The sequence below is a fragment of the Tardiphaga sp. P9-11 genome (genome assembly GCF_008329525.1).
Taxonomy (GTDB): Bacteria; Pseudomonadota; Alphaproteobacteria; order Rhizobiales; family Xanthobacteraceae; genus Tardiphaga.
This window is the reverse complement of the sequence record NZ_NPKQ01000015.1, coordinates 17,983-35,834: the sequence shown is the minus strand read 5'-3', so window position 1 is coordinate 35,834 and position 17,852 is coordinate 17,983. Positions and strand designations below refer to the sequence as shown.

Below are 17,852 nucleotides of genomic sequence, written 5' to 3'. Positions count from 1 at the left end.
ATTCAGGTATCGCAACTGCCACGTGCAATGCTGGACGATCCTCCGTCCATGTGCGTTCACACATCGGTCTTGCGAGGCACCTGATCTCCGGTTCGATACGCACGTATAGTTTTGTTGTTGGTTTCGCGGATTTAAGCTCTGCCCAAGCTCGTGAGCTCGAGCAAACTGCAGACGAGAGGTTCGCCATGACCAAGGCCGTTGCCTACAGGGAGCACCAGATAGCCCGCACACAGGGCAACGTGTACGCGCGCGACTACGGCGGCGCTGGACCAGCATTCGTCCTTATGCACGGATTTCCAGACAATCTCGGGATCTATGATGCGCTAGTACCGGAGTTGGTCGCCAGCGGTCGCCGTGTAGTGACCTTTGATTTCCTGGGATTTGGTCGGTCGGCGAAGCCCGCCAACGGAATTTACACATTTGAAAACCAGCTCGGTGACCTGGATGCTGTGGTAAGCCAGCTTGATCTGGGAAAGTTTGTGCCTGTTGCGCACGATTCGTCCGGCCCCACCGCGATAAATTACGCGCTGGCACATCCAGATCTGATCGCTGAATTGATGATCCTCAATTCCGGCTACGACGACAACTTTCCGATTTTGTGGCCTGAAATGGTCACGCTTTTTGCAAGCGAGAGTCTGGCCGCCTTAGCGGGATCGTTTGCGCAGAGCCCAGAACAGTTAGGCTGGCTTCTGGGCTGGCAAAAAAGCAGGTTCAGCGATCCACAACCCGCCGAGCAGCGAGATCGGTTTAATCAAGGCGTCGGGCAGCTTATCGCTGACAATTTCACTCAACAACCAAGCAGCGGTCCAGCCTTCATGCAGCTGGCGTCCCATTTTTTCGCAGAGCTCGCCCGCAACACGAAGCGCCTACCGGAGTTGAAGCGCCTGGACGTCCCGGTCAAGGTCATCTGGGGCGAGTTCGATCCATATATGACAACCCAAGTGGGCCGCAATCGTGCGTCCCATTTCAAACACGCATCGTTTCACCCGATCCAGGCTGGCCATTGGCTCCAAGCAGATGCGCCAGCCCTCGTGGCAAAGGAGATGTTGGCATGACGCAAACTCCGATTAAACGCGCCCAGGCCGTTCTCGTGTACGCCGGCTTGATGGCTCTCGTGTTCGCCCCTCCCAGCATCGCCCAGACGGCGGCCAAGGCGCCAGATATGTCTCAGCGGCCGGTCACCCGGGTACTGGCGATCGGCACGTTAACGTCAAAGGCAACCGCGGCAGCATTGCCGGCCATCCTTGCGCGGGAAGTACCAGCAACCCTCAAGCTCTACCTGGACGGTAAGATTTCTGATTGGTATGCCAAGCCCGATCAGACAGGCGTCGTGTTTCTGCTGAATGTAACGACCGTAGACGCTGCTAAGGCGGTTCTTGATCCTCTGCCGCTCGGACAAGCTGGGATGATGACGTTCGAACTCACCCCGCTCGGTCCGCTTCAGCCGCTTGGGGCATTATTGACGCCCTCCCAAAAACAATAGTGGCTCGCGACCGGTCCTTGAACGGCAGGTTGGAATAGACGCCCGAGAACGATGCTCGGGAGTGGAGGCTTCTGTATGATTGTCCACCGACAAAGTTCCCGCCGAAAATTCTTGCAGAGCGGATTGGCTGGTGCCGCGGCCCTCGCATATGCAACCGCACCGGTTCGCCTGACGGCGGCTACCGGAACGGCGGCAGATGCGCCTCACGATAATGCATTGGGGTTTCGGGAACGATATGTGTCGCGTCCCGATGGGCATCGTTTGTACGTCCGGGATTATCCGGGCGACGGAATTCCGTTTGTGATGGTGCACGGCTTCCCCGACAACTGTCAGATTTATAGCACTCTCGGCTCGTTGTTATCGGCAGCAGGCAGACGGGCTATTGCCTTCGACTTCCTCGGCTTCGGCTCCTCGGACAAGCCGGCTGGCTACGCATATAGCTTTGAGCAGCAACTCACCGACTTGAAAGCAGTGGTTGCCGACCTTGGACTCGAAACGGTAGTTCCAGTCGCTCACGACGCCGGCGGTCCGGCCGCGATCAACTTCGCACTCGATCACGCCAGCCGCGTGTCGTCGCTTGTTCTTCTGAACTGCTATTACGCAAGCTCGCCGGTGCTCCGCTTCCCTGAGTTTATCGAGCTATGCGCCAATCCGCAGCTGACGGCGTTGTCCCGCGCTTTAATGACTGATCCTAAGCAAGCGGCATGGTTGCTGCAATTTCAGCAGAGCCGCTTCCTGGAGGGCGCTCCTGCTGCCCTGCGTGCCCGTTTCGACTCTGTTCTCCAGCCGATCATCAACGATAACTTCGCAAAACCGCCAAGTTCTGTGCCCGCGTTTCTGAGTATGGCCGCTGACGCGCGCTCGAATCTGGCGTTCAATAGTCGGCGCACTGCTTCGTTGAGGCAGTTCACGTCGCCGGTTCATCTTGTCTGGGGCACTCAGGATCCGTACCTCAACAAAGCGGTCGCCGATGACATCGCCGCTCATTTTCCGAAGGCGGTGCTTACCGGACTCGAAGCGAACCATTGGCCGCAGATAGACGCCCCTGAGGTCGTTGCACGAGCGATGCTAAGCGCTGCGAGATAACGCAGCAGCGGTCTGCCCAAGAAACCCTGAAGGAGAATGACGTTGGAATTTCTGGAAACCCTATCAGAGCGTAATACGCACTTTGCTTCGAACGGCTTCGCAAACGATCTGAAGATGCTACCGTCAATGCGGACTGTAATCATTGGTTGCGTCGACGGTCGTGTGGATCCGGCCGACATCTTCGAGCTAAAGCCCGGGGAAGCTGTCGTTGTCCGGAATGTGGGCGGGCGCATCAATCGAGCCTTGCTCGAGACCCTAATGATCTTGCAAACCGTAGCAAACGGCGCAGGTAAACCGATAGGGGAGGGATGGAATCTCATCGTTCTTCATCATACCGACTGCGGCATCATTCCATGCTATAAACATGCGCCGGAGCTCCTCGCAAAGCATCTAGACGTCACAAACGCGCAGCTCGATAAGATGGCTGTGACAGACCCCTACGAGGCCGTCCAGTTGGACGTTGCTGCGCTTAAGGCAAATCCCGTACTGCCCGCAGGCTTCATGATCTCAGGAGTTGTCTATGACGTGGCTAACGGCACGATTTCTACTGTGGTGCCGCCGTCCCGTCTGCGCGAAGAAGCCGCGACGTAGATGCACTGGCGCCGGTCTGTTCGAATGACGGGGGAGGGCCGCGACAGAACGTTTCTGCTGCTACTATGCGTTTCGGTACCGTCATTCATGATCAACCTCGACGGCAATATTGTTGCCGTCTCCCTTCCGTCCATCGTCCAAACGCTGAATGCCGACTTTGCGTCCATCGAGTGGGTGATTAGCGCTTATACGCTGACATTCGCCGCGCTGATAATGCCGGCGGGTGCGCTTGCGGATCGCTTCGGCCGCAAGCGAGTACTCATAATCGGTCTCTCCCTTTTCACCCTGGCGTCATTACTATGTGGCGCGTCCCCAAACGTTACGATTCTTAACGCCGCCCGCGCAGCTCAAGGCGTTGGGGCGGCATTGCTGCTTAGCGCCGCGCTGGCGCTTCTTTCCAAGGAATTCCAAGGAGCAAGCCGAGCGCCGGCGTTCGCGTTTTGGGGATCAGTCATAGGCATCGCAATGACCCTCGGGCCTTTGGCCGGCGGCGTCATAACCCAAACGCTAGGTTGGGAGTGGGCATTCTACGTGAACGTGCCCGTTGGCGTTTTAATGATCGGTTTGAGTATCTACGCGGTTGATGAGTCTCGTGACCCGGACAGTGCGACGATCGATATTGCCGGATCCACGACGCTCGCACTTGCCTTGTTCATGCTGACATTTGTGCTCATATCCGGCAATCACCGCGGATGGACGGACGGTCTGTTGATAGGCTCTCTTGCGGCTTCGCTAGCTTTCTTCGTATCCTTTGTTGTCGTCGAGGCCAAGCAACGACGCCCTATGCTGGATCTTCGTTTTTTTCGCCAGCCTATATATATCGGCGCAAACATTGCAGGTCTTGCGTATGCAGCATCGCTGCTAACAATGCTCACGTATATCCCTTTGTACTTTCAGGGCGGGATGGGCGCCTCGCCGATATCGGCCGGTTTGTTAATGCTCCCTTTGGCAATGCCGCTCTTCGTTGTCCCTCGGATCGTGGCCAGACATTTTTCCCACTGGGTATCTGGTCGCACGTTACTGACAGTTGGTCTGGTCATGGTGAGCGTTGGATTGCTTACGTTGGCTTGCCTGGCTCCCAGCTTCAATGTCCCTATGATAATGGTGGGAATGGCTGTCGCAGGAACGGGCGCAGGCATCTTGAATGGCGAAACAGCCAGAGTTGGCTTAAGCGTTATTCCGCCCAATCGAGCTGGAATGGCCGCGGGCGTCGGGGGCACAGTCCGATTTGCTGGCGTTGTAATCGGCTTCGCAGGCCTCGGAGCCATTTTGTATCAGCGCATCGCCAGTGAGCTTTCGCAGTCGACGCTTGTCGACCAGGCGAGCCTAAAATTGGCGAGTGAGGCTATTGCTTCTGGTTATCTTACCGTCGCAGGCCGATCGTACGGCCTTCCTGCGAATGTCGTGCTGGGAAGCTTCACTGCAGGATACCAGATGCTCTTCGCTGCCGCCGGCCTCGTCGCTGCAGGTGGCGCCCTTGGTAGCTGGGTTTTAGTGACGCCGACGGTACAAGATTCCCGTATTCCGGAAGTCATCCCAGAATACGAATAGGCTCCGAGCGAGCATGCTGCTAGGCACGCACCTCAACTTTAGCCTTCTTCCGCAGCGCACGAGGTGAAGACGCGAAGTTGCGGCGAAACGCGCGGCGCATGCGTTCTGGATCTCCGAAGCCAACCTCGCGCGCAACTGCATTGACCGGATGTTGCCCTTCCTCAATCATAAACTGAGCCGCTTCCATTCTCAGCGTCTCAACGACTTTTGCCGGCGTCTGACCGATCTCCATCGCAAATACGCGGCGGAATTGGCGGGGACTAAGGTTGGCAACCTCGGCAAGTTCGTCGACAGACAGGTCTTTTTTTAGGTTTTGGCGAATATATGCGATTACCTCGTCAATTCGCTCAGTCTTTGCCACCATCTCGAGTAAAACCGACTGCTGCTTTCGACCGCCCCGCCGCCGCTCGTTTATAACGAGGATCTTGGCGACTTCTTTAGCGTGCTGAGTACCCAAGTCGTTCTCGATCATGGCGAGTACCATGTCTATACCCGCGGACATTCCAGCCGACGTCCAAACAGGGCCATCGTTGATATAGATCCGCTCTTGCTCCATTCTAATGCGCGGAAATCGCGTCCTAAAGCTCGCGGCGTGAAACCAATGCGTTGTTGCCCGTCGCCCATCGAGAATACCCGCTTCCGCGAGATAGAACGCTCCGGTGCAGATCGAGGCGGAGCGCCTCGCGCTTTCCGACGCCCGCTGGATGCGTTTGATCAGGCGCTGGGACGGAACAGGCGGCTCCAGAGACGTGATAGATCCCAAAATCATTGTATCGAAGCGCTGATCAGCGAGTTTTGTGGTGTTTACGCTGAACCCGCCTGACGATCGCACAGGGCCACCCTTCTCAGACAGCACAGTGACGCGGTAATGCGGCTTCGGCGATGGCAAATTTGCCACCTCGAACGCCGTCATGGCCGCGAGGCTCATCAATTGGAAGTTGGGAGGCACCACAAAGCCGACCCGATGCATATTATCACCTATTATGACTGGCGGCCGCGACCGCGGTAGAGTTAGACGCCAAGGCCTAGACACCGGCGTTCAGAGGCATACGTTTCGCCGAATATGCGCTTAAATCCACCTCGTTCAAGGGGAGGCGGCCTGATCTCATGCGCCAACATCATCGCTCGCATCCGTTTAGCGCCGTGGCCGGATTGGTTGCAACAATGACCTAGCCCGTCAAGAGCGACCTTGCTAACCGTGAGCCTCCCGGCCACACCCGCCACCTCTTTAGTCACTCTTTGCCCCGCCGATTATACTTCAAGATACTGGTCCGCCCGACACGGCAGTGCGTAACTTCCCTGCCTATTTGCCCTGTTCGTTAAGCAAGCGGTCTCCGGCCGCGAAGGAGGACTCATGGCTATCAGTCTGCCGTCTTTTTCTGAGCACCGAATCCCAACTGCGCAAGGACGTCTCTACGTCAGAGATTATGCCGGAAAGGGTGACGCGATGGTGGTAATGCATGGTTTCCCAGATAACCAGCGCGTTTACGATAGCCTGATCCCGTACCTCGTAGACGCCGGACGGAGAGTTATCGCATTCGACTTTCTGGGCTATGGCGATTCAGACCGCCCAACTGGCGCTGTCTACAGTTTCGCTCAGCAGCTTGCCGATCTTGAAGCCGTTGCGGACGGACTTCAGCTCGATTCATTCGTTCCAGTCGCGCACGATGCGTCCGGCCCAGCAGCACTTAACTATGCGCTCGCTCATCCCGCACGCGTCTCCGCCATCACTCTGCTCAATTGCCTCTATGCGGCAGGCCCCAGCATTCGTGTTCCCGAGCTCATTATGCTGTTTGCCACTGATAGCCTAAAGGCCCTCAGCTCCGCGTTACTGCATGATCAAGCCCAGATGCGCTGGCTCCTCGAGTTTCAGCAAAAGAAGTTCTCGGATGCCCTACCAGAACACTTGCGGACCCGCTTTCAGACAACGGTCGCCCCGGTCATCAACGAGAACTTCTCCGGTGTCCGCAACTCCTCAGACGCCTTTGCGCAGATGACTGCTCTGCTTCTGCCAGAGGTTGCTGCAAATACGGCACGCTTAGGGTCGCTCTCCACGATAAATGTCCCGGTGAAGGTCATATGGGGGGATCATGATCCATACCTGACTAGCGGCGTTGCTCGTGAGCTCGCCGGTTACATCAGTCACGCAAGTTTAAATTTCCTACCGGCTGGCCATTGGCTTCAGTTGGACATGCCGGAGGAGACCGCGAGACTTATGCTTGCGTGATAAAGGCACGACGCTCTAATCGGCAAGCGCAATGAACGGGTCAAGGTGGCGCGGACGACACAACCAACAAGGTGATTGTGCGCTCGGAAGGTTTTTCTGGCGCAAAATGAACGCGTCTTCAGTTAGAATCTAAAACGGTGAAACTATGAACACGCACGCATATGATCTTCCGATCTTGGTAACCGGCGCGGCTGGGCGCATTGGCTCCGTCGGACGAACGGTCACGGATTTACTCTTGAGGGGAGGATTTAAAGTTCGGGCTCACGTTCGGGTCGACGACGATCGTGCTGCCAGCTTACGGGATCTTGGCGCCGAAGTAGTCGTTGGTGATCTGCTCGACCTCATGGCTGTACACCGTGCCATGGAGGGCTGCGAGCGGATCTGCTTCACAATGGCGGTTTCGCCAAGTTATCTCGAAGCTGCCACTAACGTAGCTGTGGTTGCCAAACACCACCAAGTGAAGGCATTCGTCAATCTGTCTCAAATGACAGTGAAAGAGATGGATATCTTCAATACAACAGCGAGCCCACAACAGAAACAACATTGGCTCGCTGAGCAGATCCTCACCTGGTCGGGTTTGCCGGTTGTAGAGGTAAGGCCGACGGCCTTTATGGAAGGTCTTTTCTTGCAGAGCACGAAAACGGTTTCGCTGCAGGATAAGATCATGGCACCGTTCGGTACCGGAAAGAACTCCGCTATCGCCGCAGTGGACGTGGCACGTACCATTGCTGCCATACTGAGCGATCCGGCGGCGCATATCGGAAAGACTTATCATCTCACGGGCCCGGTTTCGCAGGACATGAAAGCGGTCGCGCGTGAATTCTCTGAAGCGCTCGGCCGCACAATTTCGTTTGTAGACGTGCCTCTCGAAGCCATGAAGCAGCAGCTCACGACCTTCGGCATGCCGCCACATGTGATTTCGCACGTAGCGACGATGGCTCAGCTGCATCAGGACAATCGGTACGATCGCCATAGCGACGACGTTGAACGTCTAACTGGCATTTCCCCGATGTCAGTGAAAGAATTCGTAAAGCGAAACGCCGCTGCGTTCGCGGCCCCGCTTCCTTCGTCCTAACCGGGGCCCCTCTGACGGAGCGCGAGCCCTACCGGCGAGATCGTCGCCCGAGTCGACTGATTGCGGGCACTTAGACGAGCGGCGCCTCTGTTTGACCGCACTCCGCCCCCAGTCGCCACGACCTCCATAGAGCTTGCGCTCAGGTCGCCAGAGGTGATTACTCAATACACGCGTATAGTTGCCGGGTAACGGACTCGGTCATACTCTTGGTCGGTACACTTCGTGTTCTATAACTCGCGAGATCAGATATGGCCGCAACAGACGACTTGAATCGCACCGGCACCGCGCGGACTTCGGCTATCTCCACCACGAAGATCCTGGCTATCGGGACCGTTACCAGCCGGGGCGACGGAGCTGCACGGGCTTCAACGATGCCGCTTGAGATACGCGAAACCGTTCGCCTCCATCTCGAGGGTTATATCGAGCAGTGGTTCTCCCAAACTAACGCCGCCGGCGTGGTTTTCATCCTGAATATGTCTGATTTAGAAACGGCGCGGGCGCTGTTGACGAAACTTCCGTTGGGAAGGGCGGGTATGATGGAATTTCAGCTTATCCCCATGGGACCACTTACACCGTTAAAGCTATTGCTGTGACCGAGCGCCGGTGAACCAGGCGCGAGAGCTCCACTCTTCACAATGGGGGCTACTCTTGAAGCGGCAGCAAGAGCTCCGCTGATGTACCCTCGTTCACGATGCTACGCAGCACTATCTCTCCCTGCAAGTCGCTCACAAAGTCTCTTACCGACCATAGCCCCAAGCCGCGCCCGGCTTGGCTGTGCTTCGTTGTATAGGAGAAGTCGAGCGCTCGCGCGAGGATCGCCGCAGCCATCCCGCAACCGTTATCAATAATCCTAAGGCTGGCATACGATGAACACTGGCGTTTCCCGTCTTGCACCAGTCCCGTCTGAATGATCAGCTTTCCGCCGTTGGGCATGGCGTCCCGTGCATTCAGAACTAGATTTATTATAGCGCTTTCCAATCGATGCAGATCAGCGGAGATCCAGAGATCTTCCTCTGAGATCGACATGCTCAGTTCGATGCAGGACCCCAGCAGGGACGCAAGCTGAGAGTTAAGGCCAGAAATACATCGGTTTAGATGAACTAGAGGAGGGGAGCGACTTTGCCCGTTTTGGGCTAATCCCCTGGCCTGCTCGCCGACTCGGTCCAACGCGCGATGCCCGGCTTCAATGAGGTCATCCACGCCGCCGTCAATGCCGCCATTTACTCTTTGCTGCAGGAGTTCGAGCATGCTGATGATGCTCTGGATCGAGTTGTTGTAATCATGCTTTAGCGCGGCCGTTTTGAGCAATGCGTCTTCGCCGCACCCCGGCTTGTACTTTATGACCATGACACGTACGTCTCCGCATGAACGGACGAAGGGTTGAGCGCGCTCAGGGGCGTTGCCCGTAATCCTTCGCGAAGAACAGCGTCATCAAATGGGAGCCTTGGATATCGAAATGAGCCCACTTTCCCCGTCCCTGGTGGCGTCGCATTCGCCGGCCCGGCCATGGAACGCCCAGTGCAAGCTCTTCGACCCGGATTGAACAAAAAAGCTGACGTTCTCGTCCGTGCTTCGGCGCTCGACACAGCATCCAAACAGTTTCACCATACCAGCTACGACCTAGGCCTCTTTATCGACTATCAATCCTTTGACGAACATTATACGGAAGTGTCAGAGTGTAGCGTAAGCGCGCCCACAATGGGTTGCCGGAATATATTCCATAATGTAAGTTATGCGAATCTGAGCAGGTTCTGTGCCTGGCAGTTTTCTGCCAGGCACAGCGGCGATCACGCGGCTTCTTGCAGGTCGTCAACCACGTTCGAATTCGCAGGCTTGCTGTCGCTGACCGAGCCTTTGAGTTCGTCCCTCTCGTCCTTGTCATCCTTGTCGGCGTCGATACCTGTCGTGACGAGCAGCAGGGCGACGATGAGCGCGCCGAACCGTGCCATGTCCATCAGAACAGCGTCGCCATCATGGACGGCATATTGCGGAACGATGATCATGGCCCATGCACCAGCCATGAGCGCCATGCGCCAGAGACCGGTTTGGCGGGACCAAGCGACAACGCCCGCTGCGGCCAAGGTCGCTGCGGCGGTAGACGCCACCTCATCCAACGGCTTCGAAGCATGTTGCACGAGATAATAGAAGCCGCCTCCGCTACCGGTCAGTGCCGCAATGGCATAGGTGACCAAGTTGTCCGTGTTGACGCGGAACAACAAAAGAACCGGCACCGCCGCCCAGGCGATGCTGCTCATCACGGTCAAGATCATCGACACTTCATCACCCAGCATGCCGCGCCGGGTTTCCCAAAGTAGCGCGACGAAACAGACCATGCTGCCAGCAGCCAATGCCATGAAGGCGAGCTGCGCGCGCTTGCCGCCATGGATCGCGCGCGCCAGCGCCATCGTTGCCAGCAACGGCGAAGCCGACCATTTGAGGACGGTCTCGATGGAGGGATGGGAAGCGATGTAGCTCCGCACGTCATCTACCGCGGGAATGTCATGCGTCGGAATTTGTGAAGCGTAATATTGTAACGTGGCCCAAAGCGAACTGGGGTCAAACAACGTCGAGAACGACATGATGCAGGCTCCGATGATCAGAGTGACGTTCGACTTAACGCTGCACGCGGCAATGCGGACAGCGCACGCATAACCTTACATCTGGCGCGGCCGTTCCAAACGCAAGACGCTATCAATTAGAATAAATCAGTATCTCGAACACGCGGGTCCGCGCTTTGTTCATCGTCCATTCAGGAATGATGGGCTGATGACTTATGTCACCTTCGAAAAAAAGACTTGGCGGCTCGCATCGTCGTGCAAATCGTGCGTTGCGAAATGCTTGTGCTTGGCTTCGACTGAATCGCTGCAAAGCTCATATGGGAGTTCGTCGAAGCCGACCTCTGCAATGACAGCTGCGAAGTCCTTGTCGTAGCACTCTTTCAATAGCTTCATGTTCGTGGACGGAAAGCTGTCCTTGAATTTCGAATTGTAGGGCGGCTTAAAGTACCGGATAAGCGCGGCCTCATATAGCGAGATCCGTTCCTTCTCGGTCGTGTCGAACAGTTTATCTAGACCGGCAGCGATTCGATCCGCGCCGTCCGCCTTGTTCTCTGCTTTTGGATTGAAGAGCGTGATCACCCGATTGCCGGCTACAGGTTCAAGAAGCAGAACTTCCAGGCGATATCCTGCTTTGACACCCTCAAGAGAAATCTTCTGCAACGTCTCATGTTTCTTGAGACGCTCGAAGGCTGTTCGGGATCCTTCATCGCCATAGGCTTGCCCGATGTACTGCACGTCGAAATTCACGTTGATGCCCGACTGCCGGAGCGCCTTGAACAGCTCCTCGTTTTTGAATTCGTATTTTCCCCCCTCGGGCGACTGCAGGTGGTAGGCACCCTCCTCCTGCTCCAGTGTCCAGCCATCCGGCATTTGCCAGGTTAATATGTGCCCTTGGCCGGCTACGGATATGGCCGCCTTCAGGTCGTGGCCTTCCATCTTGAGCCCGTCAAGCCTGGCGATGGGCACCAGACCGATCATGTAGATGTGGCACTTATCGATGATGGCCTTTTGGCTGGCCAACGCCTGCTCATCGTAAAGCGCCGCTGCCGGGAAAGTGGCAAAGCTATCTGGATACATCGACAGCGCATGCTCCACGTCGAACTTCTTTCCTTCCAGCACGGCGTTCTCCCTGATCTATCTGGCTCTCCTTTAGATTGTGAGCCACGGCCATTCAACGGCATAGTTTCGACTGTGACCGTCCGGATACAACATTACGCAAACTGCTGTCATCGGGATGCCACGGCGGGGAGAATTCATGCGCGACCTGTCGCCGAGCGCCTTTTCCGGCACGGCCGCCGCGCTAGACTCGGCTCGGAGGTGCGCCATGGGATCTCTCGAATACCCGGCTGAATTGATCTTTTCGATCAACGCCAAGACTTTCCGGCAATCAGTCATCACGATCAAATGTGATGGCACCGTTGTTCTGCGGGGCATCTTCCCGCCCCGCAATGTCACGGTCTTGATCGAGCAGGAGGACGATGAAAGCGTCGATATCAGCGACTTGCAGTATCGGGCGATGCAGCGGCTGATCGATTACGGCATGTATATGAACCCCTGCATGGAGATTCACTTTACCGAATGCGCCACCCTGTGGGGCAAACGCCCCAAAAACTTTGACGGAATGTCGTTTGAAGAGGCAATGGAGGCGCCGAGCCATGAGAGCTGAGACGAGCTGAACCGATTCACGCTTTGGCAATACCGCCTGGTGCGCCGCATCATCCCGCGCAATCCGCGCCGATACACCATGGCCGAGATCGAGCTCAGGCTTAAAGAGCTGCAGATCCCTCTGTTCGCTTTATAAGCCTAGCGGCCACGATTTCGAATGCGGTTCTGTTCAACCCATACCTTCAGCTCCCGCAGCCGGGTACTCCTGTTCGTCGACACGCGTTGTCGCAGCCTGGAAGAACTGCCCCATTTCCCTGATCTCCCGGCCCTGCTGCATCTGTTCCTCGGTCCAGTCGGCGGTATCCATCAGAATAAAGTCTTCGGAACTGCCTCTCACGCCCCTCGCGTCGAGCGCCAGGCCGAGAACCAGATTTCGATCGGGGCACGCGGCTTTTGCCGCGAGGCAGCGCGCAACAAGCTCTTTTTTCCGCCTGTCGCGGTAAAGCGCGTGATCCCCGCCCCCGTCGCCCGGGCCTATAAATAGGACATAAACGACGTCGGCCCGCGGCGATGGAAACATACTTCCTACATAGCCATCCCTGGCGCGATCAGCGCGATCCAGAATCCATTTGCTCAGTAACCGCCGGGTGAAGCGGGTTTCGCCCGCCATCAATCGGACCATCCGCTCGTGATCGGTGACCTCATGCTCGTTGCCGGTTTCGAGTTCTTCTTCCATGTAGAGGCCCGTCAGATATTCGATCAGACGGTCCCAGAAGGCGCTAATCCTGTTTTGCTCGCGACCCGCGAGGAACTGGGCATCAGCTTCTACGATCTGCCAGAGGCCGGGATCGGTCCCGAAGTCGCCGTCATGGTCCGGAAAGCTGCGATCATGCCAAAGAAAATAAGCCATCAGATCAAGCTCGGAGAAGCTCCGCTTGTACCTGCCACCGTCGTACAGGGCCTCTTTCTTTCGGAGATAATCGAGGAAGTCAGCGACCGTGGAGAGCTCTCGAAGCACAACCGGAAGCGTTGCTTCATCAAACACATGCACCCAGCCGCGAGCGGTGCTGATACGTCCGACAGCGAAAGGCTTTCCGTCGTCTAGCGTGTCGGGTGACAATTCGAGTGTTGGATAACCCGTTGCCGCCTCGCACCGCTCAGCGGCGTTCAAGGCGATGCACACCCGATAAATCCTCATGCGGTCGGGTGGTGGCAAGGGAAGGGGCAACACCGTGGTGGCTCGGGCGTCGAGATAGACTTCCTTGGGGACGCGCCTGATCCAATCCTCAGCCAGGCAGATCTGATGCGCCGACTTCCCGAGCGATTTACGAAACCAGCGCTTCCAGTCAACCGTCGCATCGCCGGAAGCGGGGAAGGCACAGGACTTGTCCGAGAACAGGATCACATCGTCGCCGAACACGACCAGAAGGTCGGTCAGCTCCTTGCCTGCCTTCTTGTAGAGGTTTGGATAACTCCAGAGCGACAGGAATGATTGTTCACAGAGATCTGCAAGCATCTGCTCGGATGCCGTCAATCCTTTCGCCTTGGTAAACCGCATATCGCATCCTGCTGCCGGGCAGCACTGGTATCAAGCGGAACACCTGCTTGTCCATTTATCAATAACTTAGCTACGCATAATCTTCGTTATGTTAAATCGCAAACCCGTAAAGCGCTACAGGTGCGCCCTATGGCCCTACCCGCCCAACGCGGCGCCGGTGACCCGCCAAACCTGGTACAGGTCGAGGATTGGCGCCTAAACCAGCCGCGAGCGGCCTGCTCCTTGGTTGCGTATCGCTTTTACGAGAAGCATGAACATCATGACATGCGTGCACATTAAGAATGGCACGCCTACGGTCGGGATATAAAACGTCGCTCCCAGTGCTGCCGGGTGGAAGGCGGGATCGAAGATACCCCCATAGAATGCATACAAGAGATCAATCGCTCCCCACACATTGAAGATCCATAGGGCAGCAACCGACACGTTGGTACGCAGCAGGGCCAACGCGATCCAGGCCAACGCCACAGCTATCAGGTCGCCGTACGCACCGGGTGCAGCAAAGGCGTGGGGCAGTCCTGGGCCAGCGACGCCCGGAATGAGAAACGATGCGCCGACAAACCGGAAGAGATGGAAGTACAGTAAGGGCGAGCAAGCGTCCGAAAGCCCCTCTCCCCTAATACGTGGCCAAATGTAGCGACGGCAGACCGCTCCCCACGCCGCCAAGCTTAGAGTTACGCTGAGTCCAAACAGGATAAATTCTGCCATGTGCGGTCTTTTTCATTCACTGTAGCGGTTTCGGCTCACATGCGCTCCACGCGCCGACAACCTTCATGCGAAGGCTGCCCTATTTACCTGTACGAAGTCTTTGAGGGTTGTTGGCGATGCGCCACCAACCCTCTCCACTTCGGAGGTCGGGGTATAATTGAGTTTTCCGAGTCGCCCCTTTTCGTAGAGTTTTCCTAGGTGCGCCACGACGTGCGCAGGAATGCCCATATTGCTCGCCATCTTCTCCCAGACGTTCGGATCGACGTTTTGATAGGTGACTTTCCTCCCAATGACGTCGGTCATAACGACGGCAACGTCCTCTAGCGAATAGTTCTCTGCGCCGGTCAATTGATAACCGCCAGGTCCAAAATGCTCCGGCTGCAACGCTATTGCAGCTGCGACGCGACTAACATCCGACGCCGCCACCATAGAGGCCTTCTCTTGATTAAACGGAGCAACCAGCATTCCTTTCTGGCGCACACTATCGCCAAATATTACGACGAGTTGCTCCATAAACATCGCCGGTCGCAGATGTGAGGTCGGCACTCCTGACCAGTCGAGGATCGCTTCGCCAAACCTGTGAAGCCGTGTCGCGGGGCTAAGGATCGGATCAATGGTGCCCCACTGAGAGAGGTTGATAATCCGAGAGACCGCACAATCTCGTGCGCAAAGCGCAAAAACCGTCGTGGCATGCAGTAACACATCGAATACGGGCGGGCAGAAATAGGCCGTGCTTATGCCTTCCATTGCGCGCCGGACAGCCTCTTCGTCGAGGAAGTCTGCAGACACAACCTCTGCGCCGGCGTCGCGGAGTGCCTGCGAGCGAGCGTCTTCTTTGCGCACCATTGCTCTCACCGCTGCTCCACGATCCAAAAGCAGCTTCACGAGATGTCTACCGGTACCACCCACGGTTCCCGTGGCCCCCGACACTAAAATCGGCTTCATTTAATCGCTTTCCCGCATTGTGGTCCGTATGTCTTGTCGGCCCCGCAGCCAAGGGCGGGATATATCCCCCCTGTTCATCTGGTGGTCATCACGTCCACCTCGGCACGCTCCGCAACTTGATAATCACGTCAGGGTGTTGGCGCTCCGGCGCGCTATGGACGGGCCGTTTGCCATTCGCTTCGCGTTCAGAGCTTGCCTTTTCTCCGGTCTTCATTGCTCTTCAAGATGGGAGCCTGCTTACTTGCATTCTCCGGCTGAACCCTGTCCCAAAGCGACCCCTTTCCCAGCTTTCGGCCTAGCTCTTCTTCTTTGCGCAACCACTGTTCAACCGTCTTGATACGGTTCGGATGGATCTCGTCCAACAGGGCGTAGTCCCGTTTCACAATCCCGTACTTCCAGAGATTCCAAAAGCCCGTGAAATTATCTCGGAAGTTCATGGTGCTTTTATCGGCCGGGTCGGCGTTGTAGCCCGCGGGGGCATTGGCGATGAACGCGAGTGGACCATTCCAGTAGGCCATCAAGTCGGTATCGATGTATCGCGCCAGATGCCCCGTCACCCTCTCAAATGCAGACGCTAGGTCCGCATACTTGACGTGCTCGATGGCAACTTCCAGATCCATACCATTCGACCGGTCTGGATTATCGAACAACCAGCGAACGTAATATCCACAATCATCACTTGCAGCATGCACAACGGCGCCGTCTCCAAGAGGAACGCGCCATGTCACAACTCCATCTTCGACAGTCGGCGTCATGGGCATCATCGGCTGAATCGTCATCTCAATGTAAGGTCCCGACGTAAACAGCGCCGCTCCCATCCGGTTGCGGTTTGCCTGGTTCTGAAACAGAATCCATTCGCCCATCCGACCTTTGCCGTCGTAGTGTCCACTCCGGAACCGCGAGTCATAGCCGGACTTCTTGAGGCCGTAATCGAGATTTCCGTAGACAAAGAACTTTATTCCTTCTTCGAGCGCGATCTCGTACGCTCGCAACGCCCAATAGGTCTCCGTTTTCTCTCCCGTATTGAAGCCGTCGATATTGATGAATGCCCCGTCGCAGCCGCGAAATCCTTCACGCAGGATTGCTTCATCAGCAAATGACCCCTCAAGAAGGGTCACGTTGCCGAGGGCGAGGAGGCGTTTAGCTCTGGGTGACTCTGGATCACGTGTCAGGGCCCGAACAGAGTATTTGTTGTCGGAGACCAAGTCTCGGATCACCGGAATACCCTGCGCTCCGGTACCGCCGATGACAAAGATTTTTGATGTTAGATGAGACGTCATGACTAAGCCTTGCATCTATAATACGTGATGACCAACACTTTGCGGCTGGCGGTTCTTTTAGCGGGCACTTTTCTCAGGCCGATGGCGCTCCGTCGCCACATGAACCGAGATTTTCAAGCGAAACCTTCACCGTGAAATCATGAACATGCTTGGTCCGTCTGAGGGGCGTCTACTTCCAAGAGCCGCTCCGAACGGTCGATTGGATCTGGCACTGCTCGGCTTCCGCGCTCGTAAATATGAAGCCTCGGGGTACGATCAATCAGGAGGCTAAGTAATTCCGGCCGACTGTAATGCCCGCGAGAATCCATCATACGCTTGCGCTTGTCGATTGCTCCAAAGTCAAGGTCAGCAATGACTTCCCCTTCCCCCGATCTGAGGGGAGCCCCCATCAGCCCGCCTTCCGGTGAGATAATCGCGGTGAAGCACCCGCTCGATATGGGCTCGATGCTGCAGCCCGTGTCTTTCATGATCTGTGCCTGCTGATCAGCATCCAGCCAGGCGGTTGCATTGACGACGAAACATGCAGCTTCAAGAGCGTGCTGGCGAATATTCACCGCAATCTGCTCTGAGAAGCCGTCGCCTGCGAACGATCCCGGATACATCGCCGAGTGGATCTGCTCGCCATCCGCCATCAACGCGTAACGAGCAAGGGGGTTATAGTGTTCCCAGCACGCTAATTGACCGATCCGTCCCACGGCACTGTCTACGCAGCGCAATCCAGAGCCATCGCCTTGGCCCCACACCATCCTCTCATGGTAGGTCGGAGATATCTTCCGCCGGCGCTGAATGAGCGTGCCATCCGCATCAAATAGAAGCTGTGTATTATAGATTGTCCCTCCATCTCGTTCGTTAACGCCGATGGATACAACCATGCCAGCCCGCCTTGCAGCCTCGCCAATGGCCCGGGTGGCATCCGATGGCACGGTCACAGACTGGTTCAGCAGTTTGTAGTGCTCCGCCCCCATCTGATATGGCGCCTCGACAAACGAAAAGTACGGATAATAAGGGACGATCGTCTCCGGGAAGGTCGCGAACTGAACACCCTGCTGCCCGAGCTCCAATATCTTCTCGACGACTTTGGCCACAGTGCCTTCGCGGCTATAAAGAACTGGACTAATTTGAACAGCGGCCGCTTTGACAGTACGCATCAGATCAACTCCTTAGGCAACGTTATGTGTCAGCCCCGCC

General features: G+C 56.4%; 18 protein-coding genes. 9 read left to right on the top strand and 9 right to left on the bottom strand.

Features of this window, described 5'->3' with window-relative positions:
- Positions 1 to 185: 185 nt before the first annotated feature.
- From CIW50_RS27720 to CIW50_RS27700, 5 genes are all read left to right on the top strand, one after another.
- Entirely contained in the window at positions 186 to 1,055 is an 870-nt protein-coding gene (locus CIW50_RS27720; protein WP_172980491.1) for an alpha/beta fold hydrolase, read from the top strand.
- A complete protein-coding gene (locus CIW50_RS27715; RefSeq protein ID WP_246664490.1) occupies positions 1,052 to 1,483 on the top strand; it encodes a hypothetical protein in 432 nt (143 codons plus the stop codon). The genes CIW50_RS27720 and CIW50_RS27715 overlap by 4 nt, the downstream gene beginning before the upstream one ends.
- A gap of 237 nt (positions 1,484 to 1,720) precedes the next feature.
- Positions 1,721 to 2,569: an alpha/beta fold hydrolase gene (locus CIW50_RS27710; RefSeq protein WP_172980490.1), complete on the top strand. Its 849-nt coding sequence runs from the start codon at positions 1,721 to 1,723 to the stop codon at positions 2,567 to 2,569.
- 42 nt (positions 2,570 to 2,611) lie between these two features.
- Positions 2,612 to 3,160, top strand: a complete 549-nt coding sequence (locus CIW50_RS27705; RefSeq protein WP_149534379.1) for a carbonic anhydrase — start codon at positions 2,612 to 2,614, stop codon at positions 3,158 to 3,160.
- A complete protein-coding gene (locus CIW50_RS27700) occupies positions 3,161 to 4,711 on the top strand; it encodes an MFS transporter (RefSeq protein WP_349636761.1) in 1,551 nt (516 codons plus the stop codon).
- Positions 4,712 to 4,730: 19 nt separating this feature from the next.
- Here CIW50_RS27700 and CIW50_RS27695 read toward each other — a convergent pair whose 3' ends face one another.
- On the bottom strand, positions 4,731 to 5,681 hold the full coding sequence (locus CIW50_RS27695; protein WP_149534377.1) for a GlxA family transcriptional regulator: 951 nt from the start codon (positions 5,679 to 5,681) through the stop codon (positions 4,731 to 4,733).
- A gap of 384 nt (positions 5,682 to 6,065) precedes the next feature.
- Between CIW50_RS27695 and CIW50_RS27690 the strand changes: the two genes are divergently transcribed.
- The 3 genes from CIW50_RS27690 to CIW50_RS27680 all read left to right on the top strand — a co-directional run bounded on the left by CIW50_RS27690 (position 6,066) and on the right by CIW50_RS27680 (position 8,606).
- Positions 6,066 to 6,938 (top strand): alpha/beta fold hydrolase, encoded by an 873-nt coding sequence (locus CIW50_RS27690; protein WP_149534376.1) that lies wholly within the window; start codon positions 6,066 to 6,068, stop codon positions 6,936 to 6,938.
- A gap of 145 nt (positions 6,939 to 7,083) precedes the next feature.
- The gene (locus CIW50_RS27685; RefSeq protein WP_149534375.1) at positions 7,084 to 8,013 is read left to right on the top strand and encodes an NmrA family NAD(P)-binding protein; all 930 of its coding nucleotides are present in this window, start codon (positions 7,084 to 7,086) and stop codon (positions 8,011 to 8,013) included.
- 248 nt (positions 8,014 to 8,261) lie between these two features.
- On the top strand, positions 8,262 to 8,606 hold the full coding sequence (locus CIW50_RS27680; protein ID WP_149534374.1) for a hypothetical protein: 345 nt from the start codon (positions 8,262 to 8,264) through the stop codon (positions 8,604 to 8,606).
- Positions 8,607 to 8,655: 49 nt separating this feature from the next.
- Here CIW50_RS27680 and CIW50_RS27675 read toward each other — a convergent pair whose 3' ends face one another.
- From CIW50_RS27675 to CIW50_RS27665, 3 genes are all read right to left on the bottom strand, one after another.
- Positions 8,656 to 9,360, bottom strand: coding sequence for an ATP-binding protein (locus tag CIW50_RS27675; RefSeq protein WP_149534373.1), 705 nt, complete (start codon positions 9,358 to 9,360; stop codon positions 8,656 to 8,658).
- Between the two features lie 440 nt (positions 9,361 to 9,800).
- A complete protein-coding gene (locus CIW50_RS27670; RefSeq protein ID WP_149534372.1) occupies positions 9,801 to 10,493 on the bottom strand; it encodes a hypothetical protein in 693 nt (230 codons plus the stop codon).
- Positions 10,494 to 10,784: 291 nt separating this feature from the next.
- Complete coding sequence (locus tag CIW50_RS27665) at positions 10,785 to 11,690, bottom strand: hypothetical protein (RefSeq protein WP_197738407.1); 906 nt, start codon at positions 11,688 to 11,690, stop codon at positions 10,785 to 10,787.
- Between the two features lie 136 nt (positions 11,691 to 11,826).
- On the opposite strand from CIW50_RS27665, the gene CIW50_RS27660 reads away from it, so the two are divergent.
- Positions 11,827 to 12,237 carry a hypothetical protein gene (locus CIW50_RS27660; RefSeq protein WP_149534371.1) on the top strand — a complete coding sequence of 137 codons (411 nt, stop codon included), beginning with the start codon at positions 11,827 to 11,829 and terminating at the stop codon, positions 12,235 to 12,237.
- 168 nt (positions 12,238 to 12,405) lie between these two features.
- Here the strand turns inward: CIW50_RS27660 and CIW50_RS27655 are convergent, their stop codons facing one another.
- The 5 genes from CIW50_RS27655 to CIW50_RS27635 all read right to left on the bottom strand — a co-directional run bounded on the left by CIW50_RS27655 (position 12,406) and on the right by CIW50_RS27635 (position 17,812).
- Positions 12,406 to 13,734 carry a hypothetical protein gene (locus CIW50_RS27655; RefSeq protein WP_149534370.1) on the bottom strand — a complete coding sequence of 443 codons (1,329 nt, stop codon included), beginning with the start codon at positions 13,732 to 13,734 and terminating at the stop codon, positions 12,406 to 12,408.
- A 195-nt stretch (positions 13,735 to 13,929) separates the two neighbouring features.
- Complete coding sequence (locus CIW50_RS27650; RefSeq protein ID WP_149534369.1) at positions 13,930 to 14,439, bottom strand: DUF8737 domain-containing protein; 510 nt, start codon at positions 14,437 to 14,439, stop codon at positions 13,930 to 13,932.
- 63 nt (positions 14,440 to 14,502) lie between these two features.
- On the bottom strand, positions 14,503 to 15,384 hold the full coding sequence (locus CIW50_RS27645) for an NmrA family NAD(P)-binding protein (protein WP_149534368.1): 882 nt from the start codon (positions 15,382 to 15,384) through the stop codon (positions 14,503 to 14,505).
- Between the two features lie 185 nt (positions 15,385 to 15,569).
- Complete coding sequence (locus tag CIW50_RS27640) at positions 15,570 to 16,664, bottom strand: NmrA family NAD(P)-binding protein (RefSeq protein WP_149534367.1); 1,095 nt, start codon at positions 16,662 to 16,664, stop codon at positions 15,570 to 15,572.
- Positions 16,665 to 16,801: 137 nt separating this feature from the next.
- Positions 16,802 to 17,812 carry a nitrilase-related carbon-nitrogen hydrolase gene (locus CIW50_RS27635; protein WP_149534366.1) on the bottom strand — a complete coding sequence of 337 codons (1,011 nt, stop codon included), beginning with the start codon at positions 17,810 to 17,812 and terminating at the stop codon, positions 16,802 to 16,804.
- Positions 17,813 to 17,852 lie beyond the last annotated feature (40 nt).

What these genes read in the sequence shown, in the direction of transcription:
- CIW50_RS27720 (WP_172980491.1), top strand. Translation starts at nt 186, where the DNA reads ATGACCAAGGCCGTTGCCTACAGGGAGCACCAGATAGCCCGCACACAG.
- CIW50_RS27715 (WP_246664490.1), top strand. Translation starts at nt 1,052, where the DNA reads ATGACGCAAACTCCGATTAAACGCGCCCAGGCCGTTCTCGTGTACGCC.
- CIW50_RS27700 (WP_349636761.1), top strand. Translation starts at nt 3,161, where the DNA reads ATGCACTGGCGCCGGTCTGTTCGAATGACGGGGGAGGGCCGCGACAGA.
- CIW50_RS27695 (WP_149534377.1), bottom strand. Translation starts at nt 5,681, where the DNA reads ATGCATCGGGTCGGCTTTGTGGTGCCTCCCAACTTCCAATTGATGAGC.
- CIW50_RS27690 (WP_149534376.1), top strand. Translation starts at nt 6,066, where the DNA reads ATGGCTATCAGTCTGCCGTCTTTTTCTGAGCACCGAATCCCAACTGCG.
- CIW50_RS27685 (WP_149534375.1), top strand. Translation starts at nt 7,084, where the DNA reads ATGAACACGCACGCATATGATCTTCCGATCTTGGTAACCGGCGCGGCT.
- CIW50_RS27680 (WP_149534374.1), top strand. Translation starts at nt 8,262, where the DNA reads ATGGCCGCAACAGACGACTTGAATCGCACCGGCACCGCGCGGACTTCG.
- CIW50_RS27675 (WP_149534373.1), bottom strand. Translation starts at nt 9,360, where the DNA reads ATGGTCATAAAGTACAAGCCGGGGTGCGGCGAAGACGCATTGCTCAAA.
- CIW50_RS27660 (WP_149534371.1), top strand. Translation starts at nt 11,827, where the DNA reads ATGCGCGACCTGTCGCCGAGCGCCTTTTCCGGCACGGCCGCCGCGCTA.
- CIW50_RS27655 (WP_149534370.1), bottom strand. Translation starts at nt 13,734, where the DNA reads ATGCGGTTTACCAAGGCGAAAGGATTGACGGCATCCGAGCAGATGCTT.
- CIW50_RS27650 (WP_149534369.1), bottom strand. Translation starts at nt 14,439, where the DNA reads ATGGCAGAATTTATCCTGTTTGGACTCAGCGTAACTCTAAGCTTGGCG.
- CIW50_RS27645 (WP_149534368.1), bottom strand. Translation starts at nt 15,384, where the DNA reads ATGAAGCCGATTTTAGTGTCGGGGGCCACGGGAACCGTGGGTGGTACC.
- CIW50_RS27640 (WP_149534367.1), bottom strand. Translation starts at nt 16,664, where the DNA reads ATGACGTCTCATCTAACATCAAAAATCTTTGTCATCGGCGGTACCGGA.
- CIW50_RS27635 (WP_149534366.1), bottom strand. Translation starts at nt 17,812, where the DNA reads ATGCGTACTGTCAAAGCGGCCGCTGTTCAAATTAGTCCAGTTCTTTAT.